The organism is Neobacillus sp. OS1-2 (assembly GCF_030915505.1).
GTDB lineage: Bacteria > Bacillota > Bacilli > Bacillales > Cytobacillaceae > Neobacillus.
In genome coordinates this window covers 3,898,117-3,916,509 of record NZ_CP133265.1, presented here as the reverse complement: position 1 = coordinate 3,916,509, position 18,393 = coordinate 3,898,117, and the positions used below count along the sequence as shown (strand labels likewise).

The window sequence follows — 18,393 nt, the reverse complement described above, 5'->3', positions numbered from 1 at the left end:
GATGAATTTACATCGCATGTGCCCCGCCATCGACAACGACCACATCCCCGGTCACGAAGTCTGATGCGGGCGATGCTAGAAATAAGGCAACCCCTTTAAGATCCGTATCGGAGCCAAACTTTCGCAATGGCGTCCCTTCAAGGATCGCCTCACCGCCCTGATCGAGCAACCCTTTAGACATTTTTGTCGGGAAAAAGCCCGGGGCGATCGCATTCACATAAATTCCTTCCGGGCCCCATTTCACAGCTAAATCCTTAGTAAAGGTGATAACCGCACCTTTGCTAGAGTTATAGCCAATAGCATTCATATATTTAGGATTGCTGCCTTTTAATCCTGCAACCGAGGCAATATTGATGATTTTTCCTGACTTTTGTTCAAGCATCACTTTTCCAGCCGCTTGGGACATTAAAAAGGTGCCTGTTACATTCACATTCATGACCTTTTGCCATGCCGCAAGCGGCATTTCCTCAACAGGTGCCCCCCAAGAAGCCCCACTATTATTAACGAGGATATCGATCCGTCCAAACTTCTCCATCGTCCGTTCAACGACATTTCTTACGTCCTCCGGATTGGTGACATCACATTTCAGGGCAAGACTCTCAACCCCAAGCTTTTTCAAGCCTTCACTAACTTCCTCGCAGGCTTCAACACGTCTTGAACAGACCACCACGTTCGCCCCCGCTTCAGCAAAGCCTTCGGCGATTTGCTGTCCGAGGCCCCTGCCTCCACCTGTTACTATCGCAACTTTACCGGTTAAATCAAACAGCTGTTTGACATGCATGAATCATTCCCCCTATTTAGAAAAGCGTAGGCGCCCTGGTCAGCGGCGTTTCTTATATTTAAAGAAATTTAACGGTATTTCTTAAGTTCCTGTCTAGCGACCGCTCTGCGATGAACCTCATCCGGTCCGTCAGCCAACCTTAAAGTACGTATATTCGCCCAGCTTGCCGCAAGTGGTGTATCCTCGCTGACACCTGCAGCTCCAAAGGCTTGAATCGCCCGATCGATTACCTTTAAGGCCATATTTGGGGCCACTACTTTAATCATCGCAATCTCAGCCTTCGCCTCTTTATTCCCAACGGTATCCATCATGTACGCAGCTTTCAGCGTGAGCAACCTGGCCTGTTCGATTTCAATGCGCGAATCGGCAATCCATTCCTGAATCACACCCTGCTCAGAAAGCTTTTTCCTAAAGGCCGTACGGCTCTGTACGCGCTTACATAATTCTTCCAATGCCCGTTCGGCAGCACCAATTGATCGCATGCAGTGATGGATTCTTCCCGGTCCTAATCGACCCTGGGCGATGGCAAAGCCTTTCCCTTCACCCCATAGCATATTGGCAGCAGGTACCCGGACATTGTTATATTCAATTTCGGCATGGCCATGCGGGGCATGATCATAACCGAAAACAGGTAAAATTCTCTTAATCGTGACCCCCGGGGCATCAAGCGGAACAAGAATCATCGATTGCTGTTCATGGGTTGGAGCGTCTGGATCATTTTTCCCCATCACAATCGCAATTTTACAGCGTGGGTCTCCAGCACCTGATGACCACCATTTCGTTCCATTAATGACATATTCGTCGCCATCTCGGATAATACTAGCCTGAATATTCGTTGCATCCGATGACGCCACATCCGGCTCCGTCATCGAAAAACATGAACGGATTTCCCCGTTTAATAAAGGCTTAAGCCATTTTTCCTTTTGTTCTTCGGTTCCGTAGCGGACAAGGACTTCCATATTCCCGGTGTCAGGGGCAGCACAATTGAATACCTCAGGGGCAATCGCTGACCGGCCCATAATTTCACAAAGCGGCGCATATTCTGTATTAGTCAAGCCTGCCCCATATTCACTTTCCGGTAAAAACAAATTCCATAACCCCGCTTGTTTTGCCTTATCTTTTAATTCCTCCATGATTGGCGGAATCTTGGAAAACGGATCTTTTTTATCAATTTGCTCTTCATAAAGCTTTTCATTTGGATAAATATACTCATCCATAAATACTGTTAGTCTTTTTTGTAACTCGATTACCTTTTCAGAATAGCTGAAATTCACCTTAACTCCTCCTTCTTCATTCTTTAGGCAGAGTCCTGCCACGGCCTTACAAAAATAAACCCAGCAGCAAAAGGATACCTTATTGGTGCTGGGAATTTTGTAATGTCATCATTCATTCATTAATATTGTTGAAACACAACCTCACCCTGTAAAACATCTTTCCCTTGTTGGTTAACAGCTTGGACAGCAAAGCGCAACGTCTTTTCCTGCTTTTCCTTTACTGTTGCTCTGAGTGTAATCACATCGTTTAAAAAGACCATTCCTTTAAAACGGATCGAGTAATCGCGAACAAACCCTTCCTCATAAAAGGAAGTGAACAGTTTCGCCAAATTGCCCATTGTCCACATCCCATGGGCAATGATTCCTGGTAATCCTGCCTTTTTAGCCTCTTCGTCAATCGTGTGAATCGGGTTAAAATCCCCTGAAGCACCGGAATATTTAATGAGGTCCATCCTTGAAACAGGCGCCAGTTGAATTTCATTTACTGCTTCACCAACCTGTAATTCTAAAAGTGTACTCATTTCACCAACACCTTCCTCACAGCTTCCGATATGACAACCGTCGAGGTTGAACTAAAAATGGTATTCCCGGCCAAATCTTCACCAAAGCTCTCAAGTACGAGGAATCCCATCTCGCCAAAATTCCCTTTTTTCTCAAAATATTTTTTCACAATCGAATAGCAGTAAATTTCTTCCCCAACCAATAGTGGCCGGACATAGTGGAAGGTTTGTTCACCGTGGATTAAGCCTTTATTCGGCAGGTTTAATCCTTCAATGACACCATAATCAAATACCCTTGGGAAGGTTGGCGGGGCAATATTGTTTTGATATCTCGAACGTCTGCCGGTTTCCTCGTCAACATAGATAGGGTGAGGGTCGCCAATGGCTACTGCAAAGTTCTTAACAGCCCCTCTTTCAACGACATTCTTTACTTTGTTTGAAATCTTGCCTATCTGGTCTTTAAACAATTCAACTCCACCTCACAACAAATTAATTTTTCGGACCGCCAGCAACATAAATCACTTGACCATTAACGAAGGATGATTGCTCATCAGCAAAAAAGGCAACAGCATTAGCGATATCTGCCGGCTTCCCGCTTCGACCGACCGGGATGGCAGCCACACTTGCTTGAATTAACTGCTCAAATGGAATCCCAATTCTTGCCGCTGTTTCTTTCGTCATTTCGGTTTCAATAAATCCAGGTGCAACAGAGTTTGCTGTAATCCCAAATCTACCCAACTCAATGGCCAGCGTTTTCGTAAAGCCCTGCAAGCCTGCCTTAGCTGCGGCATAATTGGCCTGACCGCGATTACCAAGCGCTGAAGTAGAAGAAATATTGATAATCCGCCCATATTTTTGTTCCACCATGTATTTTTGAACCGCGCGAGCGGCATTGAAGGATCCCTTTAAATGCACATCCATTACCGTTTGCCAATCGGACTCTGTCATTTTAAACAACAGATTATCGCGAATAACGCCAGCATTATTGACCAAAATATCAACGGAACCAAACGTCTCATAAACTTCCTTAACGGCGGCTTCCACTTGCTCCGCATCAACAACATTCGCTATCTTTGAATAGACATCATAGCCTTTTTCTTTTAATTCACTTGTTGTCGTGCTCAATGCCTCTTCATTTAAATCGATAAAGGCCACCTTAGCGCCTTCCTGTGCAAAAAGTTCAACAATCCCTTTACCAATACCTCGGCTTCCACCTGTTACCAATGCCACTCTACCTGCAAATCTGCCTGTCATTTTTCTTCCCCCTAACATTAAATAGATAACGCTTACAGTAAGGATTTAAACGTATTGCCCAACCTTTACATGACCCTTGATAAGATTACGTGCAATAATCATCTTCTGGATTTCATCCGTACCATCGTAGATTCTCCATAACCTTGCTTCACGGTACCAGCGCTCAATCGGCAATTCCCTTGTGTAACCCATGCCGCCATGAATTTGCAGAACACGGTCGACGACATTGTTCCCCATATTGGCACCATATAATTTTGCCATCGAAGCTAAGTGACGATTATCTTCCCCGTTATCAAGCGTAAAGGCAGCGTTTAAAACCAGCCATTTAGCTGCTTCAATTTCAACCGCTGAATCCGCAATCTGCCACTGGATGGCCTGCCGTTCTGCAATTGGTTTTCCAAAGGTAACCCGTTCTTTCGCATAATCAATCGCCATTTGTAATAGGCGCTCTGCAGAACCGACTGCTCTTGCCCCTACCACCCATCTGGCAAAGCCAATCCATTCCAGTCCAAGATTGTAGCCCTTGTGTAATTCACCGAGAATGTTTTCCTCCGGAACATGGACATTTTCAAATACTAATCCGGCTGGTCCCCATTCTCCCATCGTATGTATATACTCGGATTTCCAGCCCATCGCGCGATCGACAATAAAGCAAGTGACGCCTTCCCGGCCATTTGTTGATTGATGCAATTCTTTATCTGTGATGGCAATCGCCATGACAAAGTCCGCTTCATTTCCACCGGTGATAAAGGTCTTTTCTCCATTTAACACCCAGTCATTTCCATCCTTCACAGCGGTCATTTTAATATTTCTTGTATCAGATCCTGCACCAGGCTCGGTCATCGCGAAGCATGACTTCTTCTCACCATTTATTGTAGGAAGTAAATATTTTTTCTTTTGTTCTTCATTTCCGTAATAAAGAATATTATCTGCAGAACCGCCAAACTGAAAAGGGACAAATGTTTTGGATACCTCCATTAAAACAATTGCCATCATCATTTGCCCGAGGTTAGCGCCGCCGTATTCTTCAGGTGTATTAATTCCCCAAAAACCCGCTTCCTTAGCTTTTAATTGCAGTTCTTTTAGTTTTCCGGCTGGGAGACTTGGTTTCCCTTCTCTTTCATTTCTCAGTACATCGTTTTCAAGTGGAATGAGCTCTTTTTCTACGAATCTTCTAATTGTTTTCTGGACCATTTTTTGTTCATCCGTCAAACGTAAATACACACCAATCACTCCATTCTTAATCTTGAAATCTAGCTTTTACCCCTAAAAAAAGAATATGCAAAAATCACCGGATACATACCTACCGGTTGGTATGTTAGTTTTATTTTATTCTGAAATTTCGGATAATACAAGGCTAAATTTAATTAAATTTATCTTTCTTGGATATTTGCCTGTTTTTTTACAAATACTATGTTTGATATTCAGATAGAATATCATCGTTTCAAAGTATCCTATGATGAGGTGATTTTAGATGAGCTACAAAGATCATTTAGATCCGCACTCGGAGTTATTTCACCACACCTTTACGAGGCCGAAACGCCAAAAGTCACAGGTGAATGGACAAACGCAAATGACGCAAAACACAATCATCTTAAGGAGCAATGCCAAGGCCCATCGCTGGTAGTGGCTAAGGTATTCGAAACGAAAATGAAAAAGCCTTTTCTCGGTAAAACGGGAAAGGGTCTTTTTTTGCCAAAAAATTTACCCTTATTCCGAGACAACTTCATATTGAAAATGCTTGTTCAGAACTATATCATTAATTACATCAAATTAAACTTGAATGGAGAACGATTATGTTTGCAAATTTCACTATCAGGGATGCGGAATTACATGATATGCCAAAAATTATCGACATATACAATTCAACCATCGCAAGCAGAATGGTAACGGCGGATTTAGAGCCCGTATCAGTAGAAAGCCGGATGAATTGGTTTAACGATCATTCTCCTACTTTTCGTCCTTTATGGGTAGTAGAGATGGATGGTAGTATTTGTGGCTGGGTAAGCTTTCAATCGTTTTATGGCAGACCTGCTTATCATGCTACTGCAGAAATTAGTATTTATATTGATCAAGATTTCCGTGGAAAAAAACTTGGCAAATTTCTTATCCAAAAAGCCATTGATGCCTGTCCTAAGCTCGAAATCAAGACTTTACTTGGTTTTATCTTTGGTCATAATGAACCTAGTATTCACCTTTTTCATCGCTTTGGTTTTGAAAAGTGGGCACACTTGCCAAATGTGGCAGAACTCGATGGAATCGAGAGAGACTTACTGATCCTTGGGAAAAGAATCGTCTAAAATTCATTCCAAAACAACCCGATATCTAGTATGATATACAATAGTAGAAAAACTATTTATACACGGTGGGAAACGTACCAACTTTAAAGAACTGGAGATTTTATGAGCAAAAAAAAGCTAGTTTTCCTTTACTTTATTACTAGTTTAATTTGGATAAATGTATCGAATTTTATCATCCATCAGCTAGTGCCTTCCTCCTATATTCCTATGGTTGAGAGATCGAAGGAAATACTTTATATTCTCGTAACGGGCGGATTCATTTACTTTTTCCTTCATAAGAAGCAGGAATTAACTGTTTCTAAAGAAGATCAAAATCGTTTATCCACGTTAATCAATTCCATGGTTGACTTTGTTAACTTCAAAGATGGTGAAGGAAGATGGATTGAAGCGAATGATTTTGGTTTACAGTTGTTCCAGCTTGAAAACGTAGATTATCGTGGGAAGAAGGACTCGGAACTAGCCGAATATACAGACTTTTATGGTGATGCCCTTAAGTTTTGTGAGATTTCTGATGAGGAGACATGGGAAAATAGAAAAATCACACGGATTGAGGAAGTTCTGCCTGTTCCTGATGGTTCAACGAAAACTTTTGATACCATCAAAGTCCCGCTTTTTCATTCCGACGGCTCAAGAAAAGGATTAGTCATTATTGGTCGGGATATTACCGAAAAAAAGGAAATGGCCAGACAATTGGCAGAAAGCCAACAGCAATATAAATCCTTATTTGAGTACAGTCCGGATATCGTTTATATGTTGGATTTAGATGGAACTATTACGAATCTCAACCCCCACTTTGACGTTATCACTGGTTTCAATCGGAATGAAATGATTGGAAAAAGTGTCAAAACCATATTGGCCAAAAAATACAAACCATTCCTAAAACGCTTTATTTCCGCTGTTGTAGAGGAAGTAAAGCCGATTATGTATGAGATTCAAATCCAACATAAGAATGGAAAACCGATTACCTTACAATGTACGTCTCTTCCCATCATTATCAATGGAAACATTACGGGAATTATTGGGTATGGCAAAGATGTTACCATCTTAAGGAAAACGGAGGAGCGCCTACGAAGAACAGAGAAACTTTCTGTTGTCGGAGAATTATCAGCTAGTGTTGCCCATGAAATCCGTAATCCGCTTACTTCCTTGAAGGGGTTTGTCCAGCTGTTGCAAGTGGAGGACGAGAAGCATCAATTTTATTACCAAATTATGTCAGATGAATTAGATCGAATCAATCACATCGTTGGAGAACTGTTGCTATTAGCTAAGCCGCAGCATCTTAAATTTACTAAGGCTGAAATTCAAAAGCTTTTGAATGATGTCATCTCGTTACTCCGGACCGAGGCGTCTTATTATAATGTTCAAATCGAGTCTGTTTTTCCGGAACAAGAAATATATATTGATTGTGAGCCAAACCAGCTAAAACAATTGTTTATCAATATCATAAAAAATGCTATTGAAGCATCAATCAATGGTGGAACCGTTTCGATTGGTTTAGAACTACTTGAAAAGGATCTGGTTGTTATTACAGTTAAGGACAATGGCTGCGGGATTTCCAAGGGGCGATTAGAGAAAATCGGTGAGCCCTTCTATTCTTCTAAGGAAAAAGGAACAGGTTTAGGACTTACGGTCAGCTTCAAAATTGTTCAATCACATAGTGGCACCATTCGCTTTGACAGTCAGATAAATCAAGGAACATCCGTTCATATAACCCTCCCAGCGATTCATGGTAACGATAGGAAACAGAAAAAACAACAAGCCCTTTCATGAAGAGCTTGTTGTTTTTTTCTTTCGATTCCGAATAAAAGCAATGATAAGTAATATGGGGGGAATAATGATTTGAAATGGCCAATGTAAATAAACAGGGACCACTTTTAACCCTTCTTGAATATGTTCCGCATATGAAGAGGAAATCGTTACAGAGGCTATTAAAATAATTAAACCAATGGGAAAACTTAACTTCTGATGGTTTTTAAACTTGAATAATTCTGCTGCACCGATCACCGCGGCATAGAAAAAGATCGAAATTTTAAAGAAACCGCCAATCATCAAATAAAGCATAAATAGAACATCCAGTCGTTCAATAAAATTAGCCAACTGAATTTTCCCTATCGTTGTGAGCAGCGGGAAATTCGAGCGCTGAAAAAGGTCTACCCCTAACGTAGCTACATTTATAGCACACGTTATCGTTACGTTAATCCCGGCTAGAATCATCCCGCCCATACAGGCTAGCTTTACTTTTTTATGATCATTCAGATAGGGAAGCAACATGGTGAATACAACCATTTCCCCAAATGGAAAAGTAATCGTCCCCCTAATAAAAGTGATAAACACAGGCTTCCAGCCATATTCTAATACTGGCTGAAGATATTCCAAATGAATTAGCCCAGAAAAGAGAATGAGAAGGAAGCCCGCAGTTGCCATCATGTAGATGACACCAAAAAATAGTTCCCCCACTCGAGCAATCACTTCAATCCCTTTATGAATCGAATAAATAATGGTCAGCATCATCAAGGCGTTAATAACAATGAGCGGGGTATTAAAATAAATGGTGGTTGTTAATAATTCACCAAAATCACGCAAAACCCGTGTCGAACAATAGATGAAATAGATAATATACAACAAGCCAAGCAGCCGTCCTATCCATTTCCCAGTAATTTTTTGCACATAACTCGTTAACGTCAGTGTAGGATAATATTTATAAAGTTGATAATAAACAAGAAATAGCAATAAACCACCAGCTAAGCCCAATAACATCGATATCCACGCATCTTGTTTTGCGGAAGCTCCAAGACCCACAAGAATCGCACTGCCCATTTCAAACAAAACCACCAAGATAAACATCTGGGATGCCTTGATTTTTGCCTTTTCCATTGCGTTAGCCCCTTTTCTAAGGGTTTTTAATTAAATAGTAGTTATGAAACCAAACAACTTTAAGAGCCTATTGAATTTTCCTTTCGGGTTCGAAGAAAGGCAACGACCAGCAAAATAGAGGGAATCATAATTTGAAATGGCCATTGTAGATAGATGGGTATCATTTTTATCCCCTCTTTAATATGTTCCGCATAATTAGCGGATACCGTGACAGATGCTAACAGGATAATTAATCCAATGGGGAAACTGAGCTTCTGATGGTTTTTAAATTGAAATAGGTCTGTTGCTCCCACTACCGCCGCATAGAAAAATATAGAAATTTTAAAGAAACCACCAATCACTAAATAAAGCATAAATAAGACATCAAGTCGTTCAAAAAAATTAGCCAACTGAATCTTGCCAATAGTCGTTAGCAAAGGGAAATTCGAGCGTACAAATAGATCTACACCTAGCGTGGCCACATTTATAACAGCAGTGATAGTAACATTAATTCCTGCTAAAACCATCCCGAACATACATGCCGACTTTGCTTTTTTTTCTCATTTAAATAGGGCAGCAGCATGGTAAATACAATCATTTCTCCAAACGGGCGTAAGTTCGTTTCTTGAAGAAAGGTGATAAACACAGGCTTCCATCCATACTCAAACATGGGTTGAAGATTTTCAAGATGAAGAATCCCCGAGAATAAAATGAAGACGAACCCAGCCAATGCCATAAAGTAAATAACTCCGAAAAACAACTCTCCGACCCTTGCAATTACTTCAATCCCCTTATGGACACCATATATTATCGTTAGCATCATTAACGAGTTAATGACAATGAGCGGAGTATTAAAATAAATAGTAGTCGTTAATAATTCTCCGAAATCACGCAATACCCTTGTTGCAAAGTACATAAAATAGATGATATATAACAGGCCTATCCCCCTTCCCATCCATTTCCCAGTAATCTTTTGAACATAACTCGTTAATGGCAATTCAGGGTAATAAGAATATAGCTGGTAATAAATAAGAAATAGTAGTAAGCCGCAAGCTAGTCCTAGCAAGATAGCGATCCATGCATCTTGTTTCGCTGAAACTCCCGGAACAATAAGAATTGCACTCCCCATTTCAAAGAGGACCACTAATATAAACAGTTGTGACCCTTTTATTTTTGCCTTTTCCATTGCAGCTTCCCCTTTTCTAAGGGTCATTTATTAAAATCTGACCAAAACGGCTTTGTCCGAATTCCTTCACGGCGAATATAGGAATCAACCTTCACGTTTACTTCAAGATCTGCGAAATGATCTCCCCAATTTGCTTTTAATTTGTTCCATAATTTCGGGTTTTTCCGATGAACGCTTTCACCGAATCCAAAAATATCACTCTTCATTTTTTGCGCTTTTTTTACGGTGGCTTCAATTTGCTGTTTTATCTCTTTTTCAACCAACTTGTCTATTTTCTCTATTTCGGTTGGATTCGTTAAGTCTACATCCGTATTCGCTTCGCTTATCCAGCCCTCATCTTCAATGGCAATTTGGATAACTGGCTTTTCATTTCTAATCTTAACGGAAACCTTTGTTTTGGTTCGTAAAAGGGCCATTGTGATCGCATTTTTTTTGCCATTCCAATCGACATTCACAGAAGTGCTTTTAACCCGGTCCAAAATCCAAATCACCCCGCGGGCCTTTTCATGATCAATCCAGCCGATTAATTTCCCTTTATTAAAAACAGCTAATCCATCAGCGGCAAGGACAAACAATGCTTTTGTCGTCTCCAATTCTTTTGCCTTCCCTACCGTTTCCTTTGAGCCGGTTATTTTAAAACCATTCACAATCGGTTCCTTCCCTTTACTAATTAGCCCGTTCAGGAAGTCATCGATATTAATACTCATATTTTCACCAAACATCGCTTCTGTCGCTTTTATCTCTTTCGTTATCTTATTTACTGGCATTTTATCAAGGTTCGCCAGTGCAGATACTAATAATTCTGCGGAGGTATCTCTCATAATCACTAGCTCTGTTGTCGTTCTAAATTCCGGATCCCTGTCCAATGCATCCATAATATCAAGGAGTCCATTCCTGGCTACTTCTTCACTTACAGCAATTAAATTTGTATGTGCATAATATAAGCGCCGCGATATTTTTTTTGTTGCTTTTCTAGCTGCCTCTGTTAAGGTATCCCCGGAGCTTTTATAAACAGCAATAGGCAGCCCTTGTCCCCCGCCATTTTGACCAGATGATACATTGCCTGGATTCACAATTTGAAACGAAACATCAAACTTTTTATTTTCACCCTTGTCAATGCCGATCGCCATGACAAAGGCTAAATCGGTCAATTCCTTTTGATTCCAGCACCCGCCTAGAATAGGTAATAGAAAACTCACAAGTAATATGAGGGAAATGATCTTTTTCATCATGATTCACCATTTGATGTTTGATTATTGTCATCTTGATTTGGCGGTCCTGGTTTTTGATGTTCTCCCGTCCTTACGGTATTCCCCTTACTGATAAACATTGGCCGATTTTTCATTGCCCATACAGGAAAACGAACAAAGACATCTTGTTGATTTTTGATGCTGAAAGGTGCTAAAGGCATCATGTATGGGATGCCAAATGAACGTAGTGCACATAAATGGATGGCCATAAACATCAAACCCAACATGATCCCGTAAAGACCCAAAACGGTTGCTAAGCCCATCAGAATAAAACGAATAAGCCTGGCAGCAATCGCCATGGCGAAACTTGGCGTGGAAAAATTGGCGATAGCTGTCAAAGAAACCACGATCACCATAACGGCTGACACAATCCCGGCTTGGACTGCTGCCTGGCCAATGACCAAGGCCCCAACGATAGAAACTGCTTGACCAACAGCTCTTGGCAGCCTTAATCCAGCCTCTCTTAAGATTTCAAAGAGAATTTCCATGATTAATGCCTCGATAAAGGCAGGAAAGGGTACATTTTCTCTTTGCGCCGCAATCGCAATCGCCATTGATGTGGGAATCATCTCCTGATGGAAGGTTGTTATCGCAATATAAGCGGCTGGTCCAATTAAAGCAATAAAGAAGGATAAAATCCTTAAAATACGAATACCGGTTGAAATATCAAATCGTGAATAATAGTCATCTGGAGCCTGGAAAAATTGTATAAAAATGGCGGGAGCAGTTACCACAAAGGGTGTCCCATCCACAATCACGGCAATCCTGCCTTCAAGTATATGTGATGTAACGACATCCGGTCTTTCGGAATGATACGTTGTCGGAAAGGTTGTCCATGCCTGATCTTCAATCAATTGTTCCACATATCCCGACGCCTGGATCGAATCAATGTCGATTCTTTTTAAACGCTCCTTGATCTCTTCAACAATTTTTTCATTTGCGATCCCTTTCAGATACATAATTCCAACATCTGTCTGAGATACCCTGCCAATTTTCATGGATTCCAACCATAAGTTGGGGCTTTTAATTCTTCGTCTGATTAAAGCAGTATTGGTTCTGAATGTTTCTGTAAAAGAGTCCTTTGGACCGCGAATGGCCAATTGGGTGGAAGGTTCCGTAATGGAGCGCTTCTCCCACCCCTTCGTTTCCACGCTAATGGCCCTGTTATAGCCATCTAAGAAAAATAAAGTATTTCCTGACAGGAGCATGTCATATACCTGATTCCAGTTTGTGATAATCTGAATACTTCCCAGGCTTACTGACTTTTCTGCCAATAATTGAAAAGAATCGAAAAGGTTGTGTGTTAATTCTTCTTCCGTTAAAGACTCCATGAAATACTCACTAACCAATTGCTCGTTAGCTAACCCATCAACATAGACACAATTTCCTTTTTTACGATCAAATTTAAATTCACGGAAGACTATATCCGTGCTATTGCCAAACTCCTCCTTTATGCGCGTAATATTTTCTTGATAATCCGTCAAGATCGATAATTCTTCCGGTTTTTCTGGATCTTGCTTTTGGCGATAATTATCGTTCTGCCGCTTTTTTTGCTTCTTTTTCAACATACTTGATAAAATCGACACAAGCTCCACCCCGCTTCAACTAAATCCATATTGGGTATTTTCCCCAAGCTGCATATGTTTATCCATTTTTACCATAATACTTTCGCGTATAAAGAATTCATTAAATGATAATATAAGAGTAATGTGGATTGAAGGTGAACTAATTTGAAGCAATTTTTTGTTGCCACTTTATTAGCATTTGGAATGTTTTTCCTCATGATATTATTAGATCTTAAAATGGGGGTCACACCAAACGGTGTCATCTGGAAAACCATAAATCCATTCCGGGTCATGGAGCCGGCGGAATATATTATTGTGATTTTGTTTATTCTCTTCTTCCTTCTTCAGGCGTTTTTGTCTTTTATAAAGAAGAAACGGCAAAGTAGCCCGCCTTCAAATTAAAAATGAGCCAATAGAGTAGGCGCATGAAATTATTCATGCGCCTCTCACAGATCCGTACGTGCGGGTCATCGCATACGGCTCCTCCACTTTATCCCCGTTGGGGATGTAGTTCATTGTAGATATCCAAAAGAAAAACGAGTTTGATTTCACGAAACCTTTCATTAGGAATCGCAAAATGTACATGTTGAGTCTTTGAGTTCTTCCATCTTGTCATTGAAAGACGAGGAAGTTCACCCTCCCAATTCCTTTTTCGAAGCTCCCTGTGGAGCTTTCTTATTCTCTTCCAGCTTCTTAACTGAATCATCCTAAGCCTTCTTCTAATCCATGAGTCCAATTGTTGAAACAGCTTCTTTGAAAATCCAATACCAAAGTATCTTCCCCATCCTCTGATAATCGGGTTCAACCGGCGTTTGACGAATTCCTCCAAACCTACTGTTTGGTTTCTTCTCGTTACCGTTTTGATACTTTCCTTGAATTTCTTCACTGCCTTATCTGATGGTGAATGAAAGTATCCTTTTTTGAAGATGTATCCTAAAAAGATAAACGGTTCTTCAAGGTTGTCTACGATTTTCGTCTTTTCTGGGTGTATTTTCAACCCTAACTCATCTTCAAGGAGTTTTACTACTGTTTTTAGAACTCTTTCTGCACCCTTTCGTGACTTGCAACAGATGACAAAGTCATCTGCATACCTTGTTATGCGGTGACCTCGCTCCATCATCATTTTATCTAGTGGATGAAGAAAGATATTTGCTAACAATGGACTGATTACGCCCCCCTGTGGACTCCCCTTAACATTTTGATAGTAGACACCGTTTTCAAGTATTCCTGATTTTAGGAACTGTAAAATTAGAGTTAGTACACTGCTATCTACAACTTCTTCCTTAATTAATTCAAGGAGCTTATCATGGGGGATTGAATCAAAGTAAGTTTTTATATCAGCGTCTATAACATATGTGTACCCATCTTTTAAATCCTGCCGGATTTGTTCAATCGCCATATGAGCACTGCGATTCGGACGGAATCCAAAACTACAATCTAGAAACTTCTGTTCAAAAATGGGCTCAAGAATTCTTTTAGTTGCGGCTTGGATAGTTCGGTCTCCTACTGTGGGAATACCTAACGGACGTTTTGAGCCATCAGTTTTTGGGATAAAGACTCTTCTGACTGGTTTAGCACGATATGTTTTTGAACGTAAAGATTCTTGGAGCACTCTTAAGTTGTGTTCCAATTCTTTTTCAAAATCTTTTATTGTTACCTTATCCACACCGTGAGCACCACGATTCTTCTTTACATCATAAAAAGCTTGTTCCAAGTTTTGATAGTCCCAAATTTTATCAATTAGGCTGTACCACTTGCGTTTCTTTTTAGAGCTCTCAACTACACGTAAGCTTCGTTTCCCTATAGATTCATGCATGTATTCGTTTCCTTTCCCAATAAAATATCAGCAGTATAGTTGGTTCAATTACTGATACCTATATTAGTACTACGCCCTAAACAACCTACTTTCTTTCGGTCTCGATTCTTTGGCTGTCTGCCTCATCGACTTCTGTTTAGTACATGACGAGTAAATAAGTTCGTGTTGCTTTTCTTCCATGGACAGACGGGCTTCGCATCAGTTCACTGCCTTTTGAGTCAATGTCTGCCTTACCAATTTCATGGTAAGTCACTTGTCTTTGCGGCATTTCCGACAAGCTTATTCACTACTATCCCCTGCTCTGACTTCTCACCTTCCATAGTCAATTTCTTGTCCATCGCGGCTTTGAAAAAGATTTACCACCTACGGTGGAGAAGATGAGATCTCCTTGGGTCACGTCATCGTCTTTCACTCGAAGCCAGTCCTCATAACTAATAAGATACAGAGTGGTATTGGACATTCCCACTTTTGGCAGGGTTATCCCATCTTACGAGCCAACATAGTTTCAGCCACCTGTTCCGAGTTTTGCCTTCAGGTCCTCCGCACGAAATCTCACGATACTCGCACTACCTGTCAGCTATACATTTCCGCCACAACGGCATGTTAGGGACTTTCACCCATTAGAGCGAAGCGCTGCCAAGCGCACCAAAAAAAGAGCTCAATGCGAGCTCTTTTCCTTATTCATTTCATGAATTTCTACAACTTGTTTCCTCTTGAAAAAACGCCAAACTGCTTTTAGTCTACTGTTCCACTTTCTTTTCCTTTCCACATTTGGGCCGTACACATAGCGATTCCAAAAATAATAGATGGATTCCTCCAACACCATTAATAGGCTGAAAAATCCGGCAATCACAATAATAGAAGTCCACATGAGAAGGTCCCCTTTTCAAAAGGATTGTTTATCCTATTGTATCAAACAATTACCAAATTGTGGTTAAATTAGACTCAGAATTTTCTGTCTCAATTGGGAAAATGGAATCTATTTCACGAAAAAAGTCAGGTTCACGCTTGAACCTGACTTTTTGAGATTTGCCCAGCTCCAGGGCATACGCCGCCGACCTGGGTGTTAGCGCCTCTTTTTTAATTCGGATCCTTATATGTTAAGGCCCGTTCACTATCACCGTAACCCTTCGTGGTTGGATCCTGAACAATTCCTAACATGGACAACAGGACAAACACGGCATTTACAAATGTTAAAATAGAATTTTGGATTGCATCGGTGATTTGAAAATCGACTAAACCTATAGAATGTAAACAGGCTGTCACTACCTGGGCGACAATTAAAATTTGAGACACAAAAGCAATAACCCAGTTTTTATTTCTAAACCGCACTTTCCAGTTAATCATAAGTTCATCCCTTCCCTTCCCAATATGCTATAGGCCTTTCTGCTAACATATGCTTGGACCGGAACAGGATTGCCCATGATTATCTCAGTTTCTTATTTATTTACACTTCTCTACGCATCGCTTTTAATACATCGACCTTTGTTGCTCGTTGTGCCGGACGGTATCCTGAAAGAATGGTTACCGCAAAACAAATAACTACACAGATGATTGGCAATACAAGCGGAATTTCACTAAAGATGATATCCATTTCTGTTTCTTGACCAAATGCTTGTTTAATAATTAGCGGAATGGCAAAATTGACGGCGAAACTGATACCATAGGACACAATTGTCCCGATAACGGCGCCAATCAAGCCAATATAGCTGCTTTCAAGTAGAAAAATCCGTTTAATCGTTTTGGGACTAGCACCTATAGCCTTCATGATGCCGATGTCCGGTGACCTTTCCGTTACTGCCATGGTCATCGTATTATAGATACCAATTGAAGCAATGAGAATGGCAATCGTTCCGATAAAAATCAGCCCGGCTTTTGCGATCAAAAAGACCATATTCACTTCCTTCAATTCATTCACAACGGAATAGGTCGCATATTTTTCCTTTGTTAGTTGATCAGAAATACTTTGCACGGCCTCCATATTTTTCGCATAAATCTTGACATCATCATAAGAATTCTTCTGCGTAGTTAAATCCTTCGGAACTTCACTATTCGCATCTAACAGGTACCCTTTAGGCGTCCCCGTAAAAGCCTCAATCTCCTTTAACGTTTGTTCGGAAATAAAGATACTTCGATCCTCGGCCCAAACCTTCGTTGGCTTCTTTGAAATGCCGACCACTGTCAAAGGAATTATTCTTTCCTGTTGTTTGCCTTCTTTATATTGTAGGACCGTTAATTCAATCTTTTCGCCAATTATCTTACCCGTATAACGGTACTCCGCTTTTATTTCCCCCTTTTCATCATACATATCATCCGGAGCATCTTTTTGAGCTAGATTAAGCGGGAAATTATAGCCAACCACGATTTCATCTTGACTTTTGGGCAAACGTCCCTTTGATAGTTCAAACCCTGCTTTCACCTCTGATGGAAAATTTGCTACATACGTTTCCGTTTGTTCTTGATAATTCCCTATCGTATAGGTACCGCCCTGCTGGAGCATTTTTCGTCTGGTAACAGCTTTTACATCCTTTAGCTTCTCAAATTTGCGGACATCCTTATCGTTTAAAGGACGAAACCCGCCTTGATCATTTAATTCTTGGCCATGGACATCAATTTGCGTTATTACCCTACGCTCGGTAATTTCCTTCACTACCGATTTCTGTAAACCAAAGCCGACGGAGGCGAGAACAATCAGGAACGCACAGCCCATAGCAGTAGCGAGAATTGTCATAAACACTCTCGTTCTATTTTTCTTCATATTTTGACGGACGAAACGGAATTGGTCTTTTACCTTCATGCCAGCACCTCCTCAACAATGCGGCCATCCCTTAATTCAATCTTGCGGCTCCCGATATCTGCCACCTTATCATCATGAGTAATGATTAAAAATGTAATACCTAAATCCCGGTTCAGTTCCCGAATGAAGTCTAGCAATTCTTCCTCTGTTTCACTATCAAGACTCCCCGTCGGTTCATCGGCAAGAATAATCGGTGGATTCACAATTAAGGCACGTGCGATACTGACGCGCTGCTGCTGACCACCCGATAATTCTCCAGGGTAATGATCCTGATAATCTAGTAACCCCACTTTCGCCAGCATCACTTCAGTTTGTATTTTTCTTTCCATCTCGTTAACCCCTTTTAAGATCAACGGGAGTTCAACATTTTGAAAGGCGGTCATACTTGGAATCAATTGAAAGCTTTGAAAAATAAAGCCCAGATTTTTTATCCGAAAATCTGCAAATTTCGTTTCATTTAGATCCGTTACCTTTTCGCCCCTAATCCAAATTTCACCCGCTTTTGGATGGATAAAACCGCTTACTAGATTTAGAAGTGTTGATTTCCCTGACCCGCTTCTGCCAACAATGGTAACAATTTCTCCCTTTTCAACAGTGAAAGAAATATCTCTTAGTACCGGAATAATCGTTTGTCTTCCTTTTTTTCCAATGACAAAATCATGACGTAAGTTTTTTAATGTAATCATTTTTTCCTCCTGCTCCCAATCACTTCACACTATTAGACGTAACAAATTGCCTGGACCCCTACAGTTTTTTTAAATCCCTCAAAAACATTTTTCAATAGATGAAAAAAAACAGTTTTATTGGTGTTTTTTTA

The 18,393-nt window shown here is 40.7% G+C and carries 18 protein-coding genes and 1 pseudogene; 4 read left to right on the top strand and 15 right to left on the bottom strand.

From position 1 onward, the window contains the following. Positions 1 to 7: 7 nt before the first annotated feature. From RCG19_RS19445 to RCG19_RS19420, 6 genes are all read right to left on the bottom strand, one after another. A complete protein-coding gene (locus RCG19_RS19445; protein WP_308108462.1) occupies positions 8 to 781 on the bottom strand; it encodes an SDR family oxidoreductase in 774 nt (257 codons plus the stop codon). Positions 782 to 849: 68 nt separating this feature from the next. Next, the gene (locus tag RCG19_RS19440) at positions 850 to 2,055 is read right to left on the bottom strand and encodes an acyl-CoA dehydrogenase (RefSeq protein ID WP_308108461.1); all 1,206 of its coding nucleotides are present in this window, start codon (positions 2,053 to 2,055) and stop codon (positions 850 to 852) included. 119 nt (positions 2,056 to 2,174) lie between these two features. Beyond that, positions 2,175 to 2,576 carry a MaoC family dehydratase gene (locus tag RCG19_RS19435; RefSeq protein WP_308108460.1) on the bottom strand — a complete coding sequence of 134 codons (402 nt, stop codon included), beginning with the start codon at positions 2,574 to 2,576 and terminating at the stop codon, positions 2,175 to 2,177. After that, on the bottom strand, positions 2,573 to 3,022 hold the full coding sequence (locus tag RCG19_RS19430) for a MaoC family dehydratase N-terminal domain-containing protein (protein ID WP_308108459.1): 450 nt from the start codon (positions 3,020 to 3,022) through the stop codon (positions 2,573 to 2,575). Before RCG19_RS19430 ends, RCG19_RS19435 begins: the two co-directional genes overlap by 4 nt. Positions 3,023 to 3,044: 22 nt before the next feature. Then, positions 3,045 to 3,809, bottom strand: a complete 765-nt coding sequence (fabG, locus tag RCG19_RS19425; protein WP_308108458.1) for a 3-oxoacyl-ACP reductase FabG — start codon at positions 3,807 to 3,809, stop codon at positions 3,045 to 3,047. 45 nt (positions 3,810 to 3,854) lie between these two features. After that, positions 3,855 to 5,033, bottom strand: a complete 1,179-nt coding sequence (locus tag RCG19_RS19420) for an acyl-CoA dehydrogenase family protein (RefSeq protein ID WP_308108457.1) — start codon at positions 5,031 to 5,033, stop codon at positions 3,855 to 3,857. 250 nt (positions 5,034 to 5,283) lie between these two features. On the opposite strand from RCG19_RS19420, the gene RCG19_RS19415 reads away from it, so the two are divergent. The 3 genes from RCG19_RS19415 (at position 5,284) to RCG19_RS19405 (ending at position 7,879) form a co-directional block, all read left to right on the top strand. Then, positions 5,284 to 5,436 (top strand): YpzG family protein, encoded by a 153-nt coding sequence (locus RCG19_RS19415; protein WP_166244551.1) that lies wholly within the window; start codon positions 5,284 to 5,286, stop codon positions 5,434 to 5,436. A gap of 169 nt (positions 5,437 to 5,605) precedes the next feature. Next, positions 5,606 to 6,109 (top strand): GNAT family N-acetyltransferase, encoded by a 504-nt coding sequence (locus tag RCG19_RS19410; RefSeq protein WP_308108456.1) that lies wholly within the window; start codon positions 5,606 to 5,608, stop codon positions 6,107 to 6,109. Positions 6,110 to 6,211: 102 nt separating this feature from the next. After that, complete coding sequence (locus RCG19_RS19405) at positions 6,212 to 7,879, top strand: PAS domain S-box protein (RefSeq protein WP_308108454.1); 1,668 nt, start codon at positions 6,212 to 6,214, stop codon at positions 7,877 to 7,879. Here RCG19_RS19405 and RCG19_RS19400 read toward each other — a convergent pair. The 4 genes and pseudogenes from RCG19_RS19400 to RCG19_RS19385 form a co-directional block, all read right to left on the bottom strand. Then, complete coding sequence (locus RCG19_RS19400) at positions 7,874 to 8,983, bottom strand: GerAB/ArcD/ProY family transporter (protein WP_308108453.1); 1,110 nt, start codon at positions 8,981 to 8,983, stop codon at positions 7,874 to 7,876. The genes RCG19_RS19405 and RCG19_RS19400 overlap by 6 nt on opposite strands. 59 nt (positions 8,984 to 9,042) lie before the next feature. After that, a pseudogene (locus RCG19_RS19395) lies at positions 9,043 to 10,148 on the bottom strand (GerAB/ArcD/ProY family transporter). A gap of 23 nt (positions 10,149 to 10,171) precedes the next feature. Then, complete coding sequence (locus tag RCG19_RS19390; protein WP_308108452.1) at positions 10,172 to 11,377, bottom strand: Ger(x)C family spore germination protein; 1,206 nt, start codon at positions 11,375 to 11,377, stop codon at positions 10,172 to 10,174. Then, positions 11,377 to 12,966 (bottom strand): spore germination protein, encoded by a 1,590-nt coding sequence (locus tag RCG19_RS19385; protein WP_374049624.1) that lies wholly within the window; start codon positions 12,964 to 12,966, stop codon positions 11,377 to 11,379. The genes RCG19_RS19390 and RCG19_RS19385 overlap by 1 nt, the downstream gene beginning before the upstream one ends. A 162-nt stretch (positions 12,967 to 13,128) precedes the next feature. Here RCG19_RS19385 and RCG19_RS19380 point away from each other — a divergent pair, with 162 nt between their 5' ends. Beyond that, positions 13,129 to 13,365 (top strand): YczF family membrane protein, encoded by a 237-nt coding sequence (locus RCG19_RS19380; RefSeq protein ID WP_308108450.1) that lies wholly within the window; start codon positions 13,129 to 13,131, stop codon positions 13,363 to 13,365. Between the two features lie 88 nt (positions 13,366 to 13,453). Here the strand turns inward: RCG19_RS19380 and ltrA are convergent, their stop codons facing one another. The 5 genes from ltrA to RCG19_RS19355 all read right to left on the bottom strand — a co-directional run bounded on the left by ltrA (position 13,454) and on the right by RCG19_RS19355 (position 18,262). Beyond that, positions 13,454 to 14,779: a group II intron reverse transcriptase/maturase gene (gene ltrA / locus RCG19_RS19375; protein ID WP_308107572.1), complete on the bottom strand. Its 1,326-nt coding sequence runs from the start codon at positions 14,777 to 14,779 to the stop codon at positions 13,454 to 13,456. A 658-nt stretch (positions 14,780 to 15,437) separates the two neighbouring features. Then, on the bottom strand, positions 15,438 to 15,650 hold the full coding sequence (locus tag RCG19_RS19370; RefSeq protein ID WP_308108449.1) for a hypothetical protein: 213 nt from the start codon (positions 15,648 to 15,650) through the stop codon (positions 15,438 to 15,440). A gap of 209 nt (positions 15,651 to 15,859) precedes the next feature. Then, positions 15,860 to 16,126 carry a phage holin gene (locus RCG19_RS19365; RefSeq protein WP_308108448.1) on the bottom strand — a complete coding sequence of 89 codons (267 nt, stop codon included), beginning with the start codon at positions 16,124 to 16,126 and terminating at the stop codon, positions 15,860 to 15,862. A gap of 100 nt (positions 16,127 to 16,226) precedes the next feature. Then, complete coding sequence (locus RCG19_RS19360; RefSeq protein ID WP_308108447.1) at positions 16,227 to 17,576, bottom strand: ABC transporter permease; 1,350 nt, start codon at positions 17,574 to 17,576, stop codon at positions 16,227 to 16,229. Further along, entirely contained in the window at positions 17,573 to 18,262 is a 690-nt protein-coding gene (locus RCG19_RS19355; RefSeq protein ID WP_308108446.1) for an ABC transporter ATP-binding protein, read from the bottom strand. Before RCG19_RS19355 ends, RCG19_RS19360 begins: the two co-directional genes overlap by 4 nt. Positions 18,263 to 18,393: the final 131 nt, after the last annotated feature.